The sequence below is a fragment of the Treponema sp. R6D11 genome, assembly GCF_054786075.1.
In genome coordinates this window covers 16,318-32,263 of record NZ_BDHD01000010.1, presented here as the reverse complement: position 1 = coordinate 32,263, position 15,946 = coordinate 16,318, and the positions used below count along the sequence as shown (strand labels likewise).

15 protein-coding genes are annotated in these 15,946 nt (G+C 41.6%); 9 read left to right on the top strand and 6 right to left on the bottom strand.

Annotation, left to right across the window (positions count from 1 at the left end):
* The 5 genes from ACYVTD_RS02385 to ACYVTD_RS02365 form a co-directional block, all read left to right on the top strand.
* A partial coding sequence (locus tag ACYVTD_RS02385) for a hypothetical protein (RefSeq protein WP_461246178.1) occupies window positions 1–289 on the top strand: 289 nt, incomplete at its 5' end.
* Between the two features lie 48 nt (window positions 290–337).
* Window positions 338–568, top strand: coding sequence for a hypothetical protein (locus ACYVTD_RS02380; protein WP_461246177.1), 231 nt, complete (start codon window positions 338–340; stop codon window positions 566–568).
* 66 nt (window positions 569–634) lie between these two features.
* Complete coding sequence (locus ACYVTD_RS02375; protein ID WP_461246176.1) at window positions 635–1,492, top strand: hypothetical protein; 858 nt, start codon at window positions 635–637, stop codon at window positions 1,490–1,492.
* A gap of 121 nt (window positions 1,493–1,613) precedes the next feature.
* Window positions 1,614–3,164 (top strand): DUF1538 domain-containing protein, encoded by a 1,551-nt coding sequence (locus ACYVTD_RS02370; protein ID WP_461246175.1) that lies wholly within the window; start codon window positions 1,614–1,616, stop codon window positions 3,162–3,164.
* On the top strand, window positions 3,165–3,941 hold the full coding sequence (locus tag ACYVTD_RS02365) for a P-II family nitrogen regulator (protein ID WP_461246174.1): 777 nt from the start codon (window positions 3,165–3,167) through the stop codon (window positions 3,939–3,941).
* Here the strand turns inward: ACYVTD_RS02365 and ACYVTD_RS02360 are convergent.
* The 3 genes from ACYVTD_RS02360 to def are packed head-to-tail and all read right to left on the bottom strand — an operon-like array spanning window position 3,938 to window position 6,390.
* Window positions 3,938–4,945, bottom strand: a complete 1,008-nt coding sequence (locus tag ACYVTD_RS02360) for a PASTA domain-containing protein (protein WP_461246173.1) — start codon at window positions 4,943–4,945, stop codon at window positions 3,938–3,940. The two genes, ACYVTD_RS02365 and ACYVTD_RS02360, sit on opposite strands and share 4 nt — an antisense overlap.
* Window positions 4,946–4,957: 12 nt before the next feature.
* On the bottom strand, window positions 4,958–5,899 hold the full coding sequence (gene fmt / locus ACYVTD_RS02355; protein WP_461246172.1) for a methionyl-tRNA formyltransferase: 942 nt from the start codon (window positions 5,897–5,899) through the stop codon (window positions 4,958–4,960).
* The gene (def, locus tag ACYVTD_RS02350; protein ID WP_461246171.1) at window positions 5,896–6,390 is read right to left on the bottom strand and encodes a peptide deformylase; all 495 of its coding nucleotides are present in this window, start codon (window positions 6,388–6,390) and stop codon (window positions 5,896–5,898) included. The genes fmt and def overlap by 4 nt, the downstream gene beginning before the upstream one ends.
* Window positions 6,391–6,482: 92 nt before the next feature.
* Between def and ACYVTD_RS02345 the strand changes: the two genes are divergently transcribed.
* A complete protein-coding gene (locus tag ACYVTD_RS02345; protein ID WP_461246170.1) occupies window positions 6,483–7,391 on the top strand; it encodes a PilZN3 domain-containing protein in 909 nt (302 codons plus the stop codon).
* On the top strand, window positions 7,388–7,693 hold the full coding sequence (locus ACYVTD_RS02340) for a hypothetical protein (protein ID WP_461246169.1): 306 nt from the start codon (window positions 7,388–7,390) through the stop codon (window positions 7,691–7,693). Before ACYVTD_RS02345 ends, ACYVTD_RS02340 begins: the two co-directional genes overlap by 4 nt.
* 192 nt (window positions 7,694–7,885) lie before the next feature.
* On the opposite strand, the gene lon is transcribed toward ACYVTD_RS02340, so the two are convergent.
* Window positions 7,886–10,246, bottom strand: a complete 2,361-nt coding sequence (gene lon, locus ACYVTD_RS02335) for an endopeptidase La (protein WP_461246168.1) — start codon at window positions 10,244–10,246, stop codon at window positions 7,886–7,888.
* Between the two features lie 172 nt (window positions 10,247–10,418).
* Window positions 10,419–11,714, bottom strand: a complete 1,296-nt coding sequence (eno, locus tag ACYVTD_RS02330; RefSeq protein WP_461246167.1) for a phosphopyruvate hydratase — start codon at window positions 11,712–11,714, stop codon at window positions 10,419–10,421.
* Between the two features lie 116 nt (window positions 11,715–11,830).
* Here eno and ACYVTD_RS02325 point away from each other — a divergent pair, with 116 nt between their 5' ends.
* Together ACYVTD_RS02325 and ACYVTD_RS02320 are read left to right on the top strand one after the other, a co-directional pair.
* Entirely contained in the window at window positions 11,831–13,507 is a 1,677-nt protein-coding gene (locus tag ACYVTD_RS02325; protein ID WP_461246166.1) for a DEAD/DEAH box helicase, read from the top strand.
* The gene (locus tag ACYVTD_RS02320) at window positions 13,504–15,153 is read left to right on the top strand and encodes an ABC-F family ATP-binding cassette domain-containing protein (RefSeq protein ID WP_461246165.1); all 1,650 of its coding nucleotides are present in this window, start codon (window positions 13,504–13,506) and stop codon (window positions 15,151–15,153) included. Before ACYVTD_RS02325 ends, ACYVTD_RS02320 begins: the two co-directional genes overlap by 4 nt.
* Before the next feature lie 19 nt (window positions 15,154–15,172).
* Here the strand turns inward: ACYVTD_RS02320 and ACYVTD_RS02315 are convergent, their stop codons facing one another.
* Window positions 15,173–15,931: a DUF4197 domain-containing protein gene (locus ACYVTD_RS02315; RefSeq protein WP_461246164.1), complete on the bottom strand. Its 759-nt coding sequence runs from the start codon at window positions 15,929–15,931 to the stop codon at window positions 15,173–15,175.
* Window positions 15,932–15,946 lie beyond the last annotated feature (15 nt).

Genomic DNA, 15,946 nt, shown 5'->3' with positions numbered 1-15,946 from the left:
TAATTTCACGCTACAGGAAGGAGAAACCGTTTTTATACGAAAAAGCACTGCAGAATCAGCGGTTATATTCGTTACCAATAATAATATTTATTCCCAAATTGAATGGTACTGCATTAGCGCCATTCCATTAACAATTGGAGTCACTGAAAGTGGGGCAAAATTTACCGCAAGCGTCGCAAATGAGCCATTTAAAAATGTCAGGGAATATAAAGTAACGGTCGTAGGTGTTACAAAAGAAGACAATGAAAAAGTATATGGAACCTCTTTTAACATAAAGGTGGAGTCATAAAATGAAATTAAAAAGTTTAAATATAAACAATAAGGAAGGAGAAAGAAAATGAAAACATTTACAAAAAAACGCGGCTTCTTTGTCGCGGCGGCTGCATTGCTGGCAGTAACAGTAATGCTTGTAACAACCTGGTGCAGTAACGACATCGGTAGCGGGAATGAGTATACCGATGATTTTACTCCGCCTGACGGAAAAGGTGCGGTTAGGTTAAGTTTTAATGAAAAAATTAACCGTACTATTTTACCAACTAGTGGACTAACAATAGGTGACTTTGTTTAATTTTTGTTTACCTTTACACCTAATACAACAGGTACACATTGGTCTAACAGGATCATAAAAGCCGCTATGACAAATCCAATAATCCTTGATCCGGGAGTTTATGATCTTACAGTAGTTGGTTATATATCTGATGGTGGTGGTGGTACAGTAGCTGTTGCATCTAACGTATTACCAGTTACTGTAGCTATTGACGCGGGTAAAATAGCCCATAAAGCAATTGAATTAAGATTATTAACTGATGGATCAGACGATGGAACATTCACATATACTCTTGATAATACCAATATAACCACCGCTGATATTACCACTGCTAACATGACAATTACTCCGATAAGCGCAAATGGAACTGGAGTACAAACTATATCTATTAAATCTCAATTTGGCAGTGGCGACACTATTACGCTTAAAAACGGAATTTATTCTATAGAATTTACATTACAGGTAGGCGGCGACACAGTTACCTTCATGCATATAGTGCATATTTATATAGGTTTGGACAGTTCTTATATATTTAGTATTGGGCTTAATTACTTCAACGCTATATATCAATCCGGTTCTGGTGATATTACTTTTAGTGCCTCAGATAAAAACCCAACGATAGAATATTGTATTAATCCCGACCCTAACCCTAGTAATAATACATATATTTCATATACTGAAGGCACTATAATTTCCCTCAACCGGGGTGATAAAATTGAATTCACAATAACAAATTCATCTATTTATACTGCCGGCAGTTTTGCATGGTACTGCTTAAGTTCTACTTCTCGTACTAGTAATGCTACCTATACTATAAATACTACTCTTGCTACTTATCCAGCTGTTAATGAGTTCTCTTCAGCAAGAGATTATAATCTAACAGTAACAGGTGTAGTAAACGGCGAAAACTTCTATACTCTCGTTAAGTTCTCGGTTACACCCTAGTCCATAAACTTAAAGCATTTTTTAAGGACTGTCCGCCAGACCACTTAGTGGTCAAAGCGAACAGTCTTTTTTTATACCATTGTAAAAAAATACCATATTTTCTATACTGTACTTGCCATTTATGAACAAGATACTTAAAGAAAAAATCATGGAAGCGTTTTATTCGGTGCTTCCAATTACAGTTATTGTACTCATTGTCAGCGTGTTCCTCACGTCCTTGCCGTCGGGAACTATCCTGATGTTTCTTGCCGGAGCCGCCATGCTGATAGTCGGAATGGGTTTTTTCACATTGGGCGCGGATATGGCAATGATGCAGATGGGAGAGGGTGTTGGCGTTCACCTTACAAAAAGTTCTAAGCTCTTTATAATAATTTTAATAACATTTATAATTGGTTTAATTATTACAATCGCCGAACCTGATTTACAGGTGCTTGCCAGGGAAGTCCCGTCCATTCCAAGTATAAGCCTGATAATGACAGTTTCCGTCGGCGTAGGCATCTTCCTTGTAATCGCGGTATTACGCTCGCTTTTAAAAATACGGCTTTCATTGCTGTTGGTAATTTTTTACATTATTACTTTTGCGGTTGCATGCTTTACTCCAATAACTTTTGTTCCCGTCGCCTTTGATTCAGGCGGGGTTACAACAGGTCCTATTACTGTCCCTTTTATCCTAGCAATGGGAGCCGGTATTGCGTCGATTCGCAGCGATAGAGATTCTATGGACGACAGTTTTGGTTTAGTGGCGTTATGTAGCGTGGGACCAATTCTTGCGGTGCTTTTACTTGGCATTTTTTACAAACCCGAAGCCGTAGAAATGGAAAAATATGTTCTTCAGGACGCGCAAACTTCACGCGATGTTGCCAATTATTTTGCTCATGAACTGCCAAACTTTTTAAAAGACGTATCTTATGCTTTAGGCGCTATCGTTATGTTTTTTATCGTATTCCAATTATTTACGCGCAGATACCAACGCCGTCAGCTTGGTCGTATAGCTATAGGTTTTGTTTATACATTGATAGGGCTTGTAATCTTTTTAACAGGGGTAAACGTCGGATTTATTCCTGTAGGAGAACTTTTAGGTTCCCAACTTGCGGCTTCGGAATTTAAATGGGTATTAATTCCGCTTGGAATCGTCATAGGCTACTATATTGTCGCGGCGGAACCGGCGGTACACGTGCTTAACAAGCAGGTAGAAGAAATCTCCTCAGGCGCTATCACCGTAAAAATGATGAGCCGCGGGCTTGCTGTCGGAATGGCGGCAGCTCTTGCCATTACCATGACAAGAATTCTTTTGCATATCCCAATCGCATGGATTTTAATACCTGGTTACGCTCTTGCCTTGGGGCTTACATTTTTTGTTCCCAGAATTTTTACAGGCATCGCGTTTGATTCAGGCGGCGTATGCTCCGGTCCAATGAGCACTACTTTTTTACTGCCATTTGCCATAGGAGCTTGCGAAGGGCTTAAAGGGAATATACTTGTAGAAGCCTTTGGCATTGTCGCCGTAATCGCAATGACTCCGCTGATTGTAATTCAGCTAATGGGACTTGTCTATAAAGTTAAGACGGCAGAAGCCGCGGAAATGACTGTTATGCAAACAAAAGCCATTACCTCTGCGGACGGCGCTGTTATTGATTGGGGAAAAATTCATATTTACGGGGAGGCTAATTAAATGGCAAAAAAATCCCTGTTAGAAAAAATCTTTTCCGGAGGAGAATCGGTTGAAAAACCGACGAGAAAAAGGCAAAAAAACGTTCCAAGACTTAAATTGATATTTTTTATCGTTGATCGGCGCAACGCAAATACTGTTTCCGATGTTTGCACGGAAGAAAATGTGCGTTTTCACTTTACCAGTCTTGGAAAAGGCACGGCTTCATCGGATGTTCTTAATCTTTTGGGGATTGGCTCCAGCGAAAAAGCCGTTATAATCTGTCTAGAACAAGAAGTAGGCGTGCCATTATTGATGAAGGAAGTAAGAAAAAAATTAAAAAATTACGGACCGGGGGCGGGAATCGCATTTTCTGTTCCTCTTTCCGCGATTAACGATCCTATTCTACTTATTTTTAAACAAAGTATTTTAAAGAATGAAAAAATTACCGCTGACGATATAAAAAGCGAAGGAGAAAATATGGCTGATAAATATTCCCATGACCTTATCATCTCTATCATTAATCAGGGATTTAGCGACGAATTGATGAATACCGCAAGAGAAGCTGGAGCCACAGGCGGCACAATAATACACTCGCGCGGAACGGCGCACAGGGGAGCTGTAAAAGTTTTTGGCGTTTCCGTGCAGGACGAAAAAGAATTAATTCTTATTTTAACCGCGCGTAAAAACAAAGAGACTATTATGCGCTCTATTTGCGAAAACCACGGTCTTAACAGCAAAGCTCAGGGAATTATTTTTTCCGTCCCTGTAGATAATGTTACGGGATTAAACGCCGATTAATGACCTACAGTCTCTCTGTTAAGCTCACGATTTAACATTGATAAAATAAGCACGCTTTCCACAGGCAATTTATAAGGAACTGTAAATTCTCCGCCCATGTAATTAACAGTAAATAGCCGTACTTTTTCGCCCGAAGGCAATTGCGCTTCAAGCCGCACGGGAAGCGGGTACGGGTTTTGCGGTATTGTAAATCTGTATATGTCAAAAATTTCGTTATTCGCAATATTTTCCGGGCGCGTTACAGTAAGCTGTACCGGAGTATTAACGGAAATATTAGTGCCTGATGTTGGAATTTGCTCCGTAACGGTTTCGCCGTTTTCGTTAAGACCTATTTCCTTTATAACAAATATAAAATTAATTCCCGTACCGGAAATTATTTCCAACGCTTTGGACAGCGATAATCCCGCCAACTGCGGAACATTTATGGTAAGGTTTTCTCTTCCTCTGCTTACAACAAATTCCAAAGATATGGGGTGGGAAATATCTGTTCCCGCTTCCGGTTTTTGAGCAAGAATAATACCGGGGCTTTCATTTGAATAATCGTACATTATCGGCTCTTTTATCGAAAGAAGAGGAAGACCTCCCGCAGCCGCCTGAAGAGTCAATAAATCCATTCTTACTTCATCAATATTCCGGCTGATAAAATTCTCCACCTTGTTTACGATTACTCCCTGGCTTACAACAAGACGGATACGGCGTCCGGCTTTTACAATGGTTCCTGGTTTTGGCTCCTGTTCAAGAATAAATCCCTTATCCCTTGAAGTTTGCGAATAACGCAGTTGTAAACGAGGATATAATTCCTTTATCTGTAATTCAAGCAGGGCTTCCGTTAATTCCTTGCCTCTGACATCGGGAACCATTGTCTGTTCTTCGCCGTGTACGGCATAAAAGAAAACAGAAATGGCAATAATGCCTACAAAAATTATTAATCCGGCGACCGAAAAAATAAACATTCTTAAATGGTTCGCCACATAGTCTTCTATTGATCTTAAATCAAACCGCATAACCTTCTCCGCCTAATTTCCAAGTTGCGAGCCTAAAAAATCCCGCGCTCCGTTTAAAAAATCACGCCAAGCAAGCGCTTTTTTTGCCTGATACTGCAACTGTGTAACAGAAAGAATTCCGTCTCCTGTTTGTATCAGTATACCATTTTCTTTATCTATTCCCAAGACCTGCCCGAAGCTTTTTTCCTGTGCCTGCCCTTTGAATATATCAGCTTTTAATATATACAATTCCCGCCCATTATGAATAGTCCTGCATAGGGGTCCTTGGTCAAAAGCGCGTATTTTCGCTTCTATTTGAGCGGCGCTTAAAGACCAGTCTATAAGAGCGTCATCTCTGGTAATTAATTTACAATAACTGGCTTCATTATGGTTTTGCGCCGTTCTTGTTACAGTCCCGTCTTTAATTTTCATTAAAACCTGAATAAGCAACCGCACGGCTTTTTGCGCCGCCAATTCGCCAAGAGAGCTTGCCGTCTCCCTGCCCGACAACTCAATTTTTTCAACCGCTAGAATATCCCCCTGATCCATTTCATGCGCCAACATCTGTACTGTAACCCCCGTTACAGAGTCGCGGTTAAGAATTGCCACCTGTATCGGCGACGGTCCCCTGTATTTTGGGAGCAGACTGGGGTGAATATTTACCCCGCCAAGGGGAAATAAAGCCAAAAATTTGGGACCAAAAATATGTCCGTATGCAAAGGAAACAAGAATATCGGGGGTTAAAAAAGCAACCTGCTCTCTTGCGGAAGCGTCAAGTTTTTCCGGCTTCAGAATAGGTACTCCGTTCATTTTTTGAGCCGCAGACGCAACATCTGTAGGTTCCGGCGTACCATGCCTCCCCTTGGGACTGTCGGAGTTTGTAAGCACGCCAGCAAGCTCAATTCCCTCCTGCCTGTAAACCGCTTCCAAAGACGGAATCGCGATAGAAGGACTGCCAGCAAACAGAACTCTCAAGCTTTCGCTCCTGCGGACGATTTTTCGTATTTTGCAAGAAGATTTTCGCGTGTTTTTTCAGGCACATGATCCAAAAACAAGACTCCCTCAAGATGATCATATTCATGTAAAATGACTCTGGCTAGCAACCCGCCCGCTTCCATGGTAAAAGGTCGCCCTTTTTCATTCCAAGCCTGCAATTTAATCGATTCTGAGCGTATTACATTGGCATAAATACCGGGAACGGAAAGGCAACCCTCTTCATATTTGGAAGTAGCATGAGATGTTTCCAAAATCGACGGATTTATAAATATCCTTTCCTCATCACCCTCTACATGAACGACAAAAATACGCTTCATAAACCCGATTTGCGGTCCCGCAAGCCCTACCCCCTTGTCCCTTTTTATGATTTCCAGCATTTTATATGCGATATTTAACATATCTTCGTCAATTTTATCTATTTTTTTTGCTTTTTGCCTTAGCAATTCATCGCCAAGAGTAATTATTTTCATAAAAACCATTGTACCTTAAAGCAGTCTTAGCTTCAAGAAGCGGGAAAAACCGCTAATTGACTAAATATGCATTTTCTGTTTAAATTATATTAATGGGAGTACTTTTAAGCCAAAAAATATCGATGTACTATGATCGATTCAAGGACATCGATGTAACCTTTACAAAAGACATGATACAGGTTACGGGGCTTTTGACGCAAGAAATACATTTAAAATGCGGCAACGATTTCTGGCCGTGCGTTGTTTACACAGCGTCATTTTCCGGAGCCAAAGTTGTCGCCAATGTAAAAACAGGTCTTCTCGCGAAACTACAGACAACAAATAATTTTGTCAGTCTTCGCCTTTGCTTCAGAGCTCCCGGAGAAACAAACACTGTAACATTTTTTGTCTCCGCCCGCGTTATCGCAAATGCGCCCTACGGCAATTCGCAGGACGTTAATATGTTCACTATCCAATTTTCCAATAGACCGCCTGACGATTTTATTGAAATTATGGGGCGCATACTGGACGCAAATGTCAATTCCACAAAACGCAAAGACGACCGTATTCCATTAAATCCCGACAATCTTCGCAGATTAAATATGACATCAACCGAAACAGTTGTTTTTATTGAAGATGTTCCCCGCCGCTGCATATTAAGAGACATTTCTTTTTCCGGTTCTAAAGTTATAATGTTGGGCGTTCCAAAATTCCTCCTTGATAAACATGGGGCGTTACGGGTGGAATTTAACGATCCAAGAATAGCATATACAATCAAAGGAAAATTTATCCGAGCCGAGGCGGTAGAAGGCAAAAAAGAAATGGTTGCTTTGGGTATAAGTTTTGACGAAGCTAGTGTTCCTATGGGTTTTAAAATACGCCTTAATGATATGCTGACGTCAATACGCGCCGATTACAGAACAGGCGCTGAAGAAGAAGCTCAGGCTCAAGCAACGCATACTCCCGCGCCTAAAACTCAAGCCCCGCCTCCTCCGGCTCAACACAACGAACATAAAGCATGAACCGAGTAATTTTTTTACCTGTCCCCGAAAATTTTAAAAAACAATACAACAACGCAGGGGAAGCGTTCCCCATTAACCCCAGCATACCAATCCCAGTGGAAGTACCAGAAGGCGGCGAAGAAGCCAGCGTCGCCAATTTGTCCATGGACATGATAATTTCCGGCATGTTACGTGTCATCGAAGAAAAACAAGTAAAACAAAAATGGATAGACTACTATTCCGGTTTCGTGTTATTCATGAGACCTGATATTTTGGAAATCTGCCAAGATGAAATTGAAAAGACCTCACACAAAGGACACTAAGGAAGAGAAGGACACAAAGGGAAGATAAGTGGTTTTTGTCCGAAGGCTATGCGTGAGTTTCACGATAAGATAACAAACAATAACCCCTGCTCCCTCTCTTTCTACTAAACGCATATTTGTAGTAAACTCATCGCTTCTTCTTCGTGTCCTTCTCCCCCTTTGTGTCCTTTGTGAGAAATTCTTGCGAATAATTTATTCCGGTAACGCCAAGGCAAGCACTTCTTCAAAGCGTTCTACGGGGTGGAACTCTATTCCTTTTTTAACATAATCGGGTATCTCGTCTAAATCGCGTTCGTTATGTTTTGGGAAAATTATATGTTTTGCTTTATTTCTTCTTGCGGCGATGGTTTTTTCTTTTAATCCGCCTATTGGCAACACATGACCCGTCAAGGAAAGCTCCCCTGTCATCACCAGCCTTTGGGCGATTATTTTATCACGCATCAGCGAAAGAAGCGCCACCGCCATTGTAATGCCGGCTGAAGGACCGTCTTTAGGCGTCGCGCCTTCCGGTATGTGCAAATGAATATGGTTTTTATCGAACCATTCTTTTTCTACGTTGTATTTTTCCACCGCCATTTTACGCGCGACAGTCATGGCGATTTCGGCGCTTTCTTTCATCGTGTCGCCCATTTTGCCTGTCAGCGTTATTCCCTCTTTGCCGGGAAGCGAGGTCGCTTCAATTACCAGCGTATCTCCGCCCATGCTTGTCCAGGCAAGACCCACCGACATGCCGGGTTTATCCGCCGTTTTAATGTCGTCCTCACGGAAAATAGGTTTGCCTAAATGTTTTTCTATTAGTTTTTTATCAATGTTAAAACGTAATGTTTTTTCTTCGTTATTTTCCTGAGCGTCTACAATCTGTTTTGCAAGTTTGCGATGTATCTTGTCAAGATTCTTTTCAAAGTTGCGAACGCCAGCCTCTCTTGCGTAACAGTTCGCTATATGCAACAGACTGTCTTTTGTGTATTTAACTTGCGTCTTTTTAAGTCCGTTCTTTTCAAGACTCTTTGGCAGCAAATAGCGGTTAGCGATTTCCAATTTTTCAGCATCGATGTAACCGGGAAGTTGAATAATTTCCATGCGATCCATTAAGGGGACGGGAATTGTATCCAGAGTGTTTGCCGTAACGATAAAAAACACATTGGAAATATCAAAAGGCAAATCAAGGTAATGATCCCTAAAAGAATTATTCTGCTCTGGGTCAAGCACTTCCAAAAGAGCGCTTGCAGGATCGCCCTGAAAACTCGCTCCCATTTTATCGATTTCGTCTATCATAAAAACAGGGTCTTTGGTTTTAACAATTTTTAACCCCTGAATAATTTTCCCCGGCATAGCTCCGATATATGTGCGTCTGTGCCCCTTAATTTCAGCCTCATCCCTCATTCCGCCCACAGAAAAACGGAAAAACTGCTTGCCAAGCGCCCTTGCGATTGATTTACCAACGGAAGTTTTTCCCACACCGGGCGGACCTACAAGGCATATAATAGAGCCTTTTGTGTCTTTACGCAATTTTCGCACCGCTAAATATTCAACAATTCTTAATTTAACGTCTTTAAGTCCGTAATGATCCTCTTCAAGTATTTCCTGCGCTTTTTTTAGCTCAAATTCTTCGGGAGCGGGATCATTCCATGGGAGAGCGGCAATAACGTCCAAGTAGTTGCGCGTAACGGTAAATTCGGCGGAATTAGGCTCCATTAGCGAAAACTTTTCCATTTCCTGCTCGACAACTTCTTTTACTTCGCCCTCAAACTTAAAAGCGTCAAATTTTTCCTTAAAACGCTGATGGTCGGAGCTTTTTGCGTCCGTTGTCATGCCTAATTCGGTTTTTATCGCTTTAAGTTCTTCCTTTAAAAAATAATCACGCTGTGATTTTTCTATTTTCTCGTTTATTTCTCTTTGAATCTTTTTTTGAATACGCAAAAGTTCCTGTTCTTTTTTTATGAATACTAAAACCTGTTCCATGCGTTTTCGCACATTCAGTATCTCAAGAATTTTTTGCTGTTCTGTTTTATCAATGTTAAGAATACTCGTTATAAAGTCCGCTATTTTCCCGGGATGATCAATATTGATCATATTAAGCCGCATTTCCTCAGAAAACAACGGACTGTGTTCGCTTATCTGTTTCATCTCGGAAAGAAGCGCTCTTGTTAAAGCCTTTACTTCCCTTGTGTTATCCTCTTCTTCTTCAAGGTACTCAACCACGGCAACAATCGGATTCGACGGATTAATCGTCTTTTTTACCGAGAACCTTTTTAATGTAGAAATAAATATGTTTACTCCGCCGTCTGGCAGATTAATTTTCTTTACTATTTTAGCGGCAGTCCCTACAGTGTATAAATCCGTAATTGAGGGTGTTTCAGTTTCGTTTAACAGCATAACAAGCCCGATAAGCCCATCGCCTGCATTGGCTTCTTCCACAACCTGCACATCGGCGGGATTGCCTATTATAATGGGCGTAAAAATACCGGGGAAAATAGGACGCCCCAAAAGAGCGACAAGAGGTAATTTATGAGGAAGAAGTTGATCTATAGGTATTACTGATTGATCTGACATAAATAATAATTAAACATAAAATATAATTAATAATAAATTTCTACCACGAACCTCACGAACTGCGTACCTTCGGTACGCTCACGAACTCTTACTTCATATCTCGTCGTTGCCCGCCCGACCACTCCAGAGTGGTCGGGTGAATGTTGGTTCGTTTTGGTTCGTGGTAAATTTCTTAACCAATACTATAAAAAGCTTTGCGTCCGGCGTATTGGCTGATACCCTGCAACTCATCTTCAATTCTCATAAGTTGGTTGTATTTGCAAATACGATCCGTGCGGCTCATTGAACCTGTTTTAATCTGTCCGGTTTCAAGAGCGACAACAAGGTCGGCGATAAAGCTATCTTCCGTTTCGCCTGAGCGGTGGGAAACAATAGCCGTGTAGCCGGCTTTCTTCGCCATTTCAACCGCTTCATAGGTTTCCGTTAAGGAGCCAATCTGGTTTACTTTGATTAAGATTGAGTTACATGCGCCCATATTAATGCCTTTTTCAAGACGTTTGGTATTTGTAACAAAGAAGTCATCGCCTACAATCTGTATTTTTGAGCCGAGGGTCTTTGTCAGTTTCGCATAACCTTCCCAATCGTCCTGATCAAGCGGGTCTTCAATCGAAATAATAGGATACTTGTTCACCCATTTGGTGTAAATTTCAATCATCTCGTCCGCCGTAAAAAGTTTGTCGGGGTTTGATTTCCAGAATTTATAACCTTTCTTGCCGCCTTCGTCAAAAAGCTCAGAGCTGGCACAGTCAAGGGCGATCATCATCTGCTCACCGGGTTTGTATCCCGCTTTTTCGATAGCTTTCATGATATAGTCAAGAGCATCGTCATTTCCAATGTCGGGGGCAAAACCGCCTTCATCGCCTACGCCGGTGCTTTTTCCTCCCTCATGAAGAATTTTCTTTAAAGCGTGAAATACTTCGGCAGTCCAACGGACGGCTTCTCTCATGGATTCCGCGCCGACAGGCATTACCATAAATTCCTGAAAGTCAATTTTGTTGTCAGAGTGTTTGCCGCCGTTAATGATGTTCGCCATAGGAACAGGCAAAAGGCTGGCGTGGAAAGAGCCCAAATATTTGTAGAGCGGAACGCCAAGGTATTCCGCCGCGGCGCGCGCGGTCGCCATTGATACGCCAAGAAGCGCGTTAGCGCCAAGTTTGCCTTTGTTCTCGGTTCCGTCAAGCTCAATCATTGTTTTGTCGATATCGACTTGTTCAAGAGCGTCCAGACCCATTATTTCGGGGGCGATAATGTTATTCACATTTTCTACCGCTTTTAACACGCCGCTCCCCATGAAGCGGTTTTTATCCTTGTCGCGAAGCTCAACAGCTTCATAAGCGCCGGTAGACGCTCCACTAGGAACCGCCGCTCTTCCAAGAGAGCCGTCCTCAAGCATTACATCGACTTCTACAGTGGGATTTCCACGTGAATCAAGGATTTCACGCGCCTCCACATATTCAATCAGACTCATTTTTTCCTCCATTTTCAAAAAGTATACTTTTATAGTGTAATATTTTAGCGATTAAGTCAAGGTTGCCAAACCCCTATTCCCTATTCCTGAAAAAGCCTATAAAATGAACATATTATATGTTATTCAAAGACTTTAACCTGCACCCCGATCTTCAAAAAGGCATTGATGAAGCCGGCTATGTAAATTGTATGCCCGTACAGGAACAGGTATTATCCCATGCCTTTGGCTCAGGCGGTCAGTCAAAGCAGGATTGTCATGCTTCGCATGACTTATATGTACAGTCCCAGACGGGGACAGGTAAAACCGCCGCTTTTTTAATCGTTATTTTCCAAAGAATGCTCACAGAAGAAGCGTTATTCAAACGCAAAGCTCTCATCATGTCTCCTACAAGGGAACTTGCGGTACAGATTGAAGAAGAAGCGAAAAAACTTTGCAAATATCTGCCGTTCAAAACAGGGTGTTTTTACGGCGGAGTTGGTTACGCCCAACAGGAAAAATTATTAAAAGATAACGTGCAAATTATGGCAGGGACTCCCGGCAGAGTGCTAGATTTAAACAAATCAGGCACGATGAATTTGATGGAAATATCGTTTCTTGTTCTTGACGAAGCCGACCGTATGTTCGACATGGGCTTTTATCCTGATTTACGAAAACTCATAAAAGTAGTACCGCCTGCCGACCGCAGACAGACAATGCTTTTCAGCGCCACATTAAACGCTTATGTAAAAAATCTCGCTTGGGAATACACAAAGTCTCCTTTTGAAATTGAGATAAAACCCGAAGTTGTTACTGTTGAGGAAATCACGCAGGTTCTCTACCATGTTCCGTCAGGCGATAAAATGACTCTGCTCCTTGGCATCTTAAAAAACGAACAGCCCGAAAGTGCGATAATTTTTTGCAACACCAAAAAACATACCGAGATTGTAGCGAAGCGTCTTAAACTAAACGGATACTCATGCGAATTTATCATTGGCGATTTACCGCAGATAAAACGGCTAAAAATTATAAATGACGTAAAAGCCGGAAAAACTAAAATGCTTGTAGCCACCGACGTTGCGGCGCGCGGTCTTGATATTGAAAGCCTTGCGATGGTTATAAATTACGATATTCCAGTAGAAGCCGAAAATTATGTTCACCGCATTGGAAGAACAGCCCGTGCCGGAAAAACAGGCAAGGCGATTACTCTTGCGAGCGAACAGGACGTATACGAGTTACCAGCCATTGAGCGTTACATAGGGAAAAAAATCCCGTCAGAAATCGCCATGCAAGAGCATTACGAAGACGACGCAAGTGCAGGCAAATTTATATCTATAGATAACTACAACGGCTCTCGCACAAGCGGAACAAAACAGGCTGGTACAAGATGGGATAATTTTAAACATGGCGATAAAAGAAAATCGGCGTCTTCTAAAACTTCAAATCAAAAATTTAGTAAAGACAGAACTTCCTCAAAAACAGAACAAAGAAAGAAACCTGTTGAACATCAGGGTAAGGAGCATAATCTTTCACGTCTTTCAATGGAAGACAGAATGGCGTTGTACAAAAAGAAATACGCCGGAAAAACTGAGAGTAATAAAGACGGAGAGCGGCAGAAAAGCAAGGGTACGCAACATAAAGAACATAAGCCGTGGAAGAATAAAAATAAGCCTCAACAGACGGGACATAAACACAAACAAATTGCCGATAAACAGGCTAGTGTTAAAACAGCTAACGCCAAACCTGCGGAAATTAAAACCGCCCCTGTTAAAAAGGGAATAATATCAAAACTTATAGGAATATTTAAGAAAAAATGATAACCGTCACAGAGCTAAGTATAATCTTTGGAGAGCGGACACTTTTTAAAGACGTAAATTTAAAATTCACTCCCGGAAACTGTTATGGGATAATCGGCGCGAACGGATCGGGAAAATCAACTTTCCTTAAAATTCTTTCAGGCGAGATTGAACACGACAAGGGAGAAATCTCCGTCTCAAAAAATCAGCGTATAGCCGTTTTAAAACAAGACCACTTTGCCTTTGAAGAATACCCCGCTCTTGAAACAGTTATCATGGGTTACCCGAAACTCTACAAAGTGCAAAAAGACCGTGAGGCAATCTACGCTAAAGAAGATTTTACGGAAGAAGACGGTCTTCGCGCCAGTGAGTTGGAGGCGGACTTTGCCGACCTAGGCGGTTGGGAAGCCGAAGCACAGGCAGGACAGCTTCTTTCAGGGCTTGGTCTTGACGAAGAAGATCACAGCCGTCTTATGGCGGAACTTGACGAATCTAAAAAAGTGCGGGTGCTTCTGGCGCAGGCGCTTTTCGGTAACCCCGACATACTGCTCCTTGACGAGCCGACAAACGGCTTAGACTTGGAATCAATCTCGTGGCTTGAAGATTTTCTAATTGATTTTCCCAACACTGTAATTGTCGTCTCTCATGATCGCCATTTTTTAAACGCCGTTTGCACAAATGTATGCGACATCGACTTTGGGAAAATCACCCCTTATTCCGGCAACTACGATTTCTGGTATCAGATGAGCCAGATATTACAGCGGCAGGCTAGGGAACAGTTAAAAAAACGAGAAGACAAAGCAAAAGAATTAAAGGAATTTATACAAAGATTTGCGTCTAACGCAAGCAAAAGCAGGCAGGCGACAAGCCGCAAAAAAGTACTGGAAAAACTTGACCTTGAAAACATTCCCGTAACAAGCCGAAAATTCCCTTATGTCGGCTTTAAGCCGGATCGTGAGATAGGCAATAATGTTCTGCGCGCGGAAAAATTAAATTATTCTTTTGAGGATAAGGCTCTATTAAAAGATTTTTCGCTAACAGTAAATAAAAACGACAAAATAGCCTTTGTGGGGCTTGAACACTCCTCCAAATCGGCGTTATTTGACATTATTTCTGGCGTTAAGCAGGCGGAAAGCGGCGATTGTTATTGGGGGCAGACCACGTCTTTTTCATATTTTCCAAAAGACAATTCGTCTTTTTTTGATTCCGATTTATCAATTACAGACTGGTTACGGCAATATTCCCCCGATCAGGACGAAACTTATGTCCGCAGTTTCTTGGGACGTATGCTTTTTTCGGGCGAAGAAGCCCTTAAGCCCGTAAACGTCCTTTCAGGCGGCGAAAAAGTGCGTTGTATGCTCTCCAGAATGATGCTATCCGGCGCAAATGTTTTAATTATTGACGAGCCTACCAATCACCTTGACCTTGAAGCGATAACCGCCCTAAATGACGGGCTTACATCATTCCCCGGCGTTATACTTTTTAATTCTCACGATCACGAATTTATCAATTCAATCGCAAACCGAATTATCGAAATTCTGCCGCAGGGAGAAAGTACTGAAAGCTACATCGACCGCATGATGACATTTGACGACTATCTTACGGATTCAAACGTAAAAGAAATTCGCTCCGCAGCATATCATCATGTGGAAAGATTGAGGATTTAGTTCTTTTTACCGCCATTCATTACTTTTTTGCCCAGTTAAAAACTTTTGCTGAAACATCTGAAAGAAACTGCATGGGATTTGCACGTATATTTTTTTCCTCATTAGCCATTTCAGAAAAAATCGCCACTAATGCTTTATCAAGTACAAATTCATTAATATCCGAATTAACAGGTTTCATATTGGACAATTTACCTACTGCCGAATTTGCGACTGAATTGTAATTTGTAACCAATGTTCCCCATGCTTGTTGAGCGGAGATACCTCCAACAATCGGCTCGCTTAACGCTTTATTTAACTCAGGGCGAAAAGCATTTTTAAGGGGATCTGTTGTTGTTTTTTCTAGGTACTCCGTAGCGGCTGTATTTGAGCCTTTTAAAATATTAGCGGCATCAGAAATAGTCATTGATGTTATAGCCTCTGCAAATATCGGAGCAACTTTATTTGACGCTCTTTCTGCGGCTGCGTTTATTCTAAGAATTAGATCGTCCACTTGTTTCTGTCCACCTGGTATTTTGGATATATTGGTAATAATCGGCTGTGCATCAGGGGGCAATGGAATTTTTCTTGCCGGATTATTATTAAAAGCTCCTACAACTGAAAGTTTAGTGCCTGCATTTTCAGCGCCTTTTTTTAGTGCTTCCCTTAAAGCAGAAGACATTTGTTCGGTATTCGGTGTAAAAACACCTTCTAGGACACTCCCTATGCTCGGAAGTGAATTAAGTGCTGTACATGGAATTAAAATTAAAATTACAAAAGTCAAAATCCATTTGTTCTTCATTTCACATAACCTCCA

Excerpts from the sequence above, each read along its gene's own strand:
- ACYVTD_RS02380 (WP_461246177.1), top strand. The coding sequence starts at position 338 with ATGAAAACATTTACAAAAAAACGCGGCTTCTTTGTCGCGGCGGCTGCA.
- ACYVTD_RS02375 (WP_461246176.1), top strand. The coding sequence starts at position 635 with ATGACAAATCCAATAATCCTTGATCCGGGAGTTTATGATCTTACAGTA.
- ACYVTD_RS02370 (WP_461246175.1), top strand. The coding sequence starts at position 1,614 with ATGAACAAGATACTTAAAGAAAAAATCATGGAAGCGTTTTATTCGGTG.
- ACYVTD_RS02365 (WP_461246174.1), top strand. The coding sequence starts at position 3,165 with ATGGCAAAAAAATCCCTGTTAGAAAAAATCTTTTCCGGAGGAGAATCG.
- ACYVTD_RS02360 (WP_461246173.1), bottom strand. The coding sequence starts at position 4,945 with ATGCGGTTTGATTTAAGATCAATAGAAGACTATGTGGCGAACCATTTA.
- def (WP_461246171.1), bottom strand. The coding sequence starts at position 6,390 with ATGAAAATAATTACTCTTGGCGATGAATTGCTAAGGCAAAAAGCAAAA.
- ACYVTD_RS02345 (WP_461246170.1), top strand. The coding sequence starts at position 6,483 with ATGGGAGTACTTTTAAGCCAAAAAATATCGATGTACTATGATCGATTC.
- ACYVTD_RS02340 (WP_461246169.1), top strand. The coding sequence starts at position 7,388 with ATGAACCGAGTAATTTTTTTACCTGTCCCCGAAAATTTTAAAAAACAA.
- lon (WP_461246168.1), bottom strand. The coding sequence starts at position 10,246 with ATGTCAGATCAATCAGTAATACCTATAGATCAACTTCTTCCTCATAAA.
- eno (WP_461246167.1), bottom strand. The coding sequence starts at position 11,714 with ATGAGTCTGATTGAATATGTGGAGGCGCGTGAAATCCTTGATTCACGT.
- ACYVTD_RS02325 (WP_461246166.1), top strand. The coding sequence starts at position 11,831 with ATGTTATTCAAAGACTTTAACCTGCACCCCGATCTTCAAAAAGGCATT.
- ACYVTD_RS02320 (WP_461246165.1), top strand. The coding sequence starts at position 13,504 with ATGATAACCGTCACAGAGCTAAGTATAATCTTTGGAGAGCGGACACTT.
- ACYVTD_RS02315 (WP_461246164.1), bottom strand. The coding sequence starts at position 15,931 with ATGAAGAACAAATGGATTTTGACTTTTGTAATTTTAATTTTAATTCCA.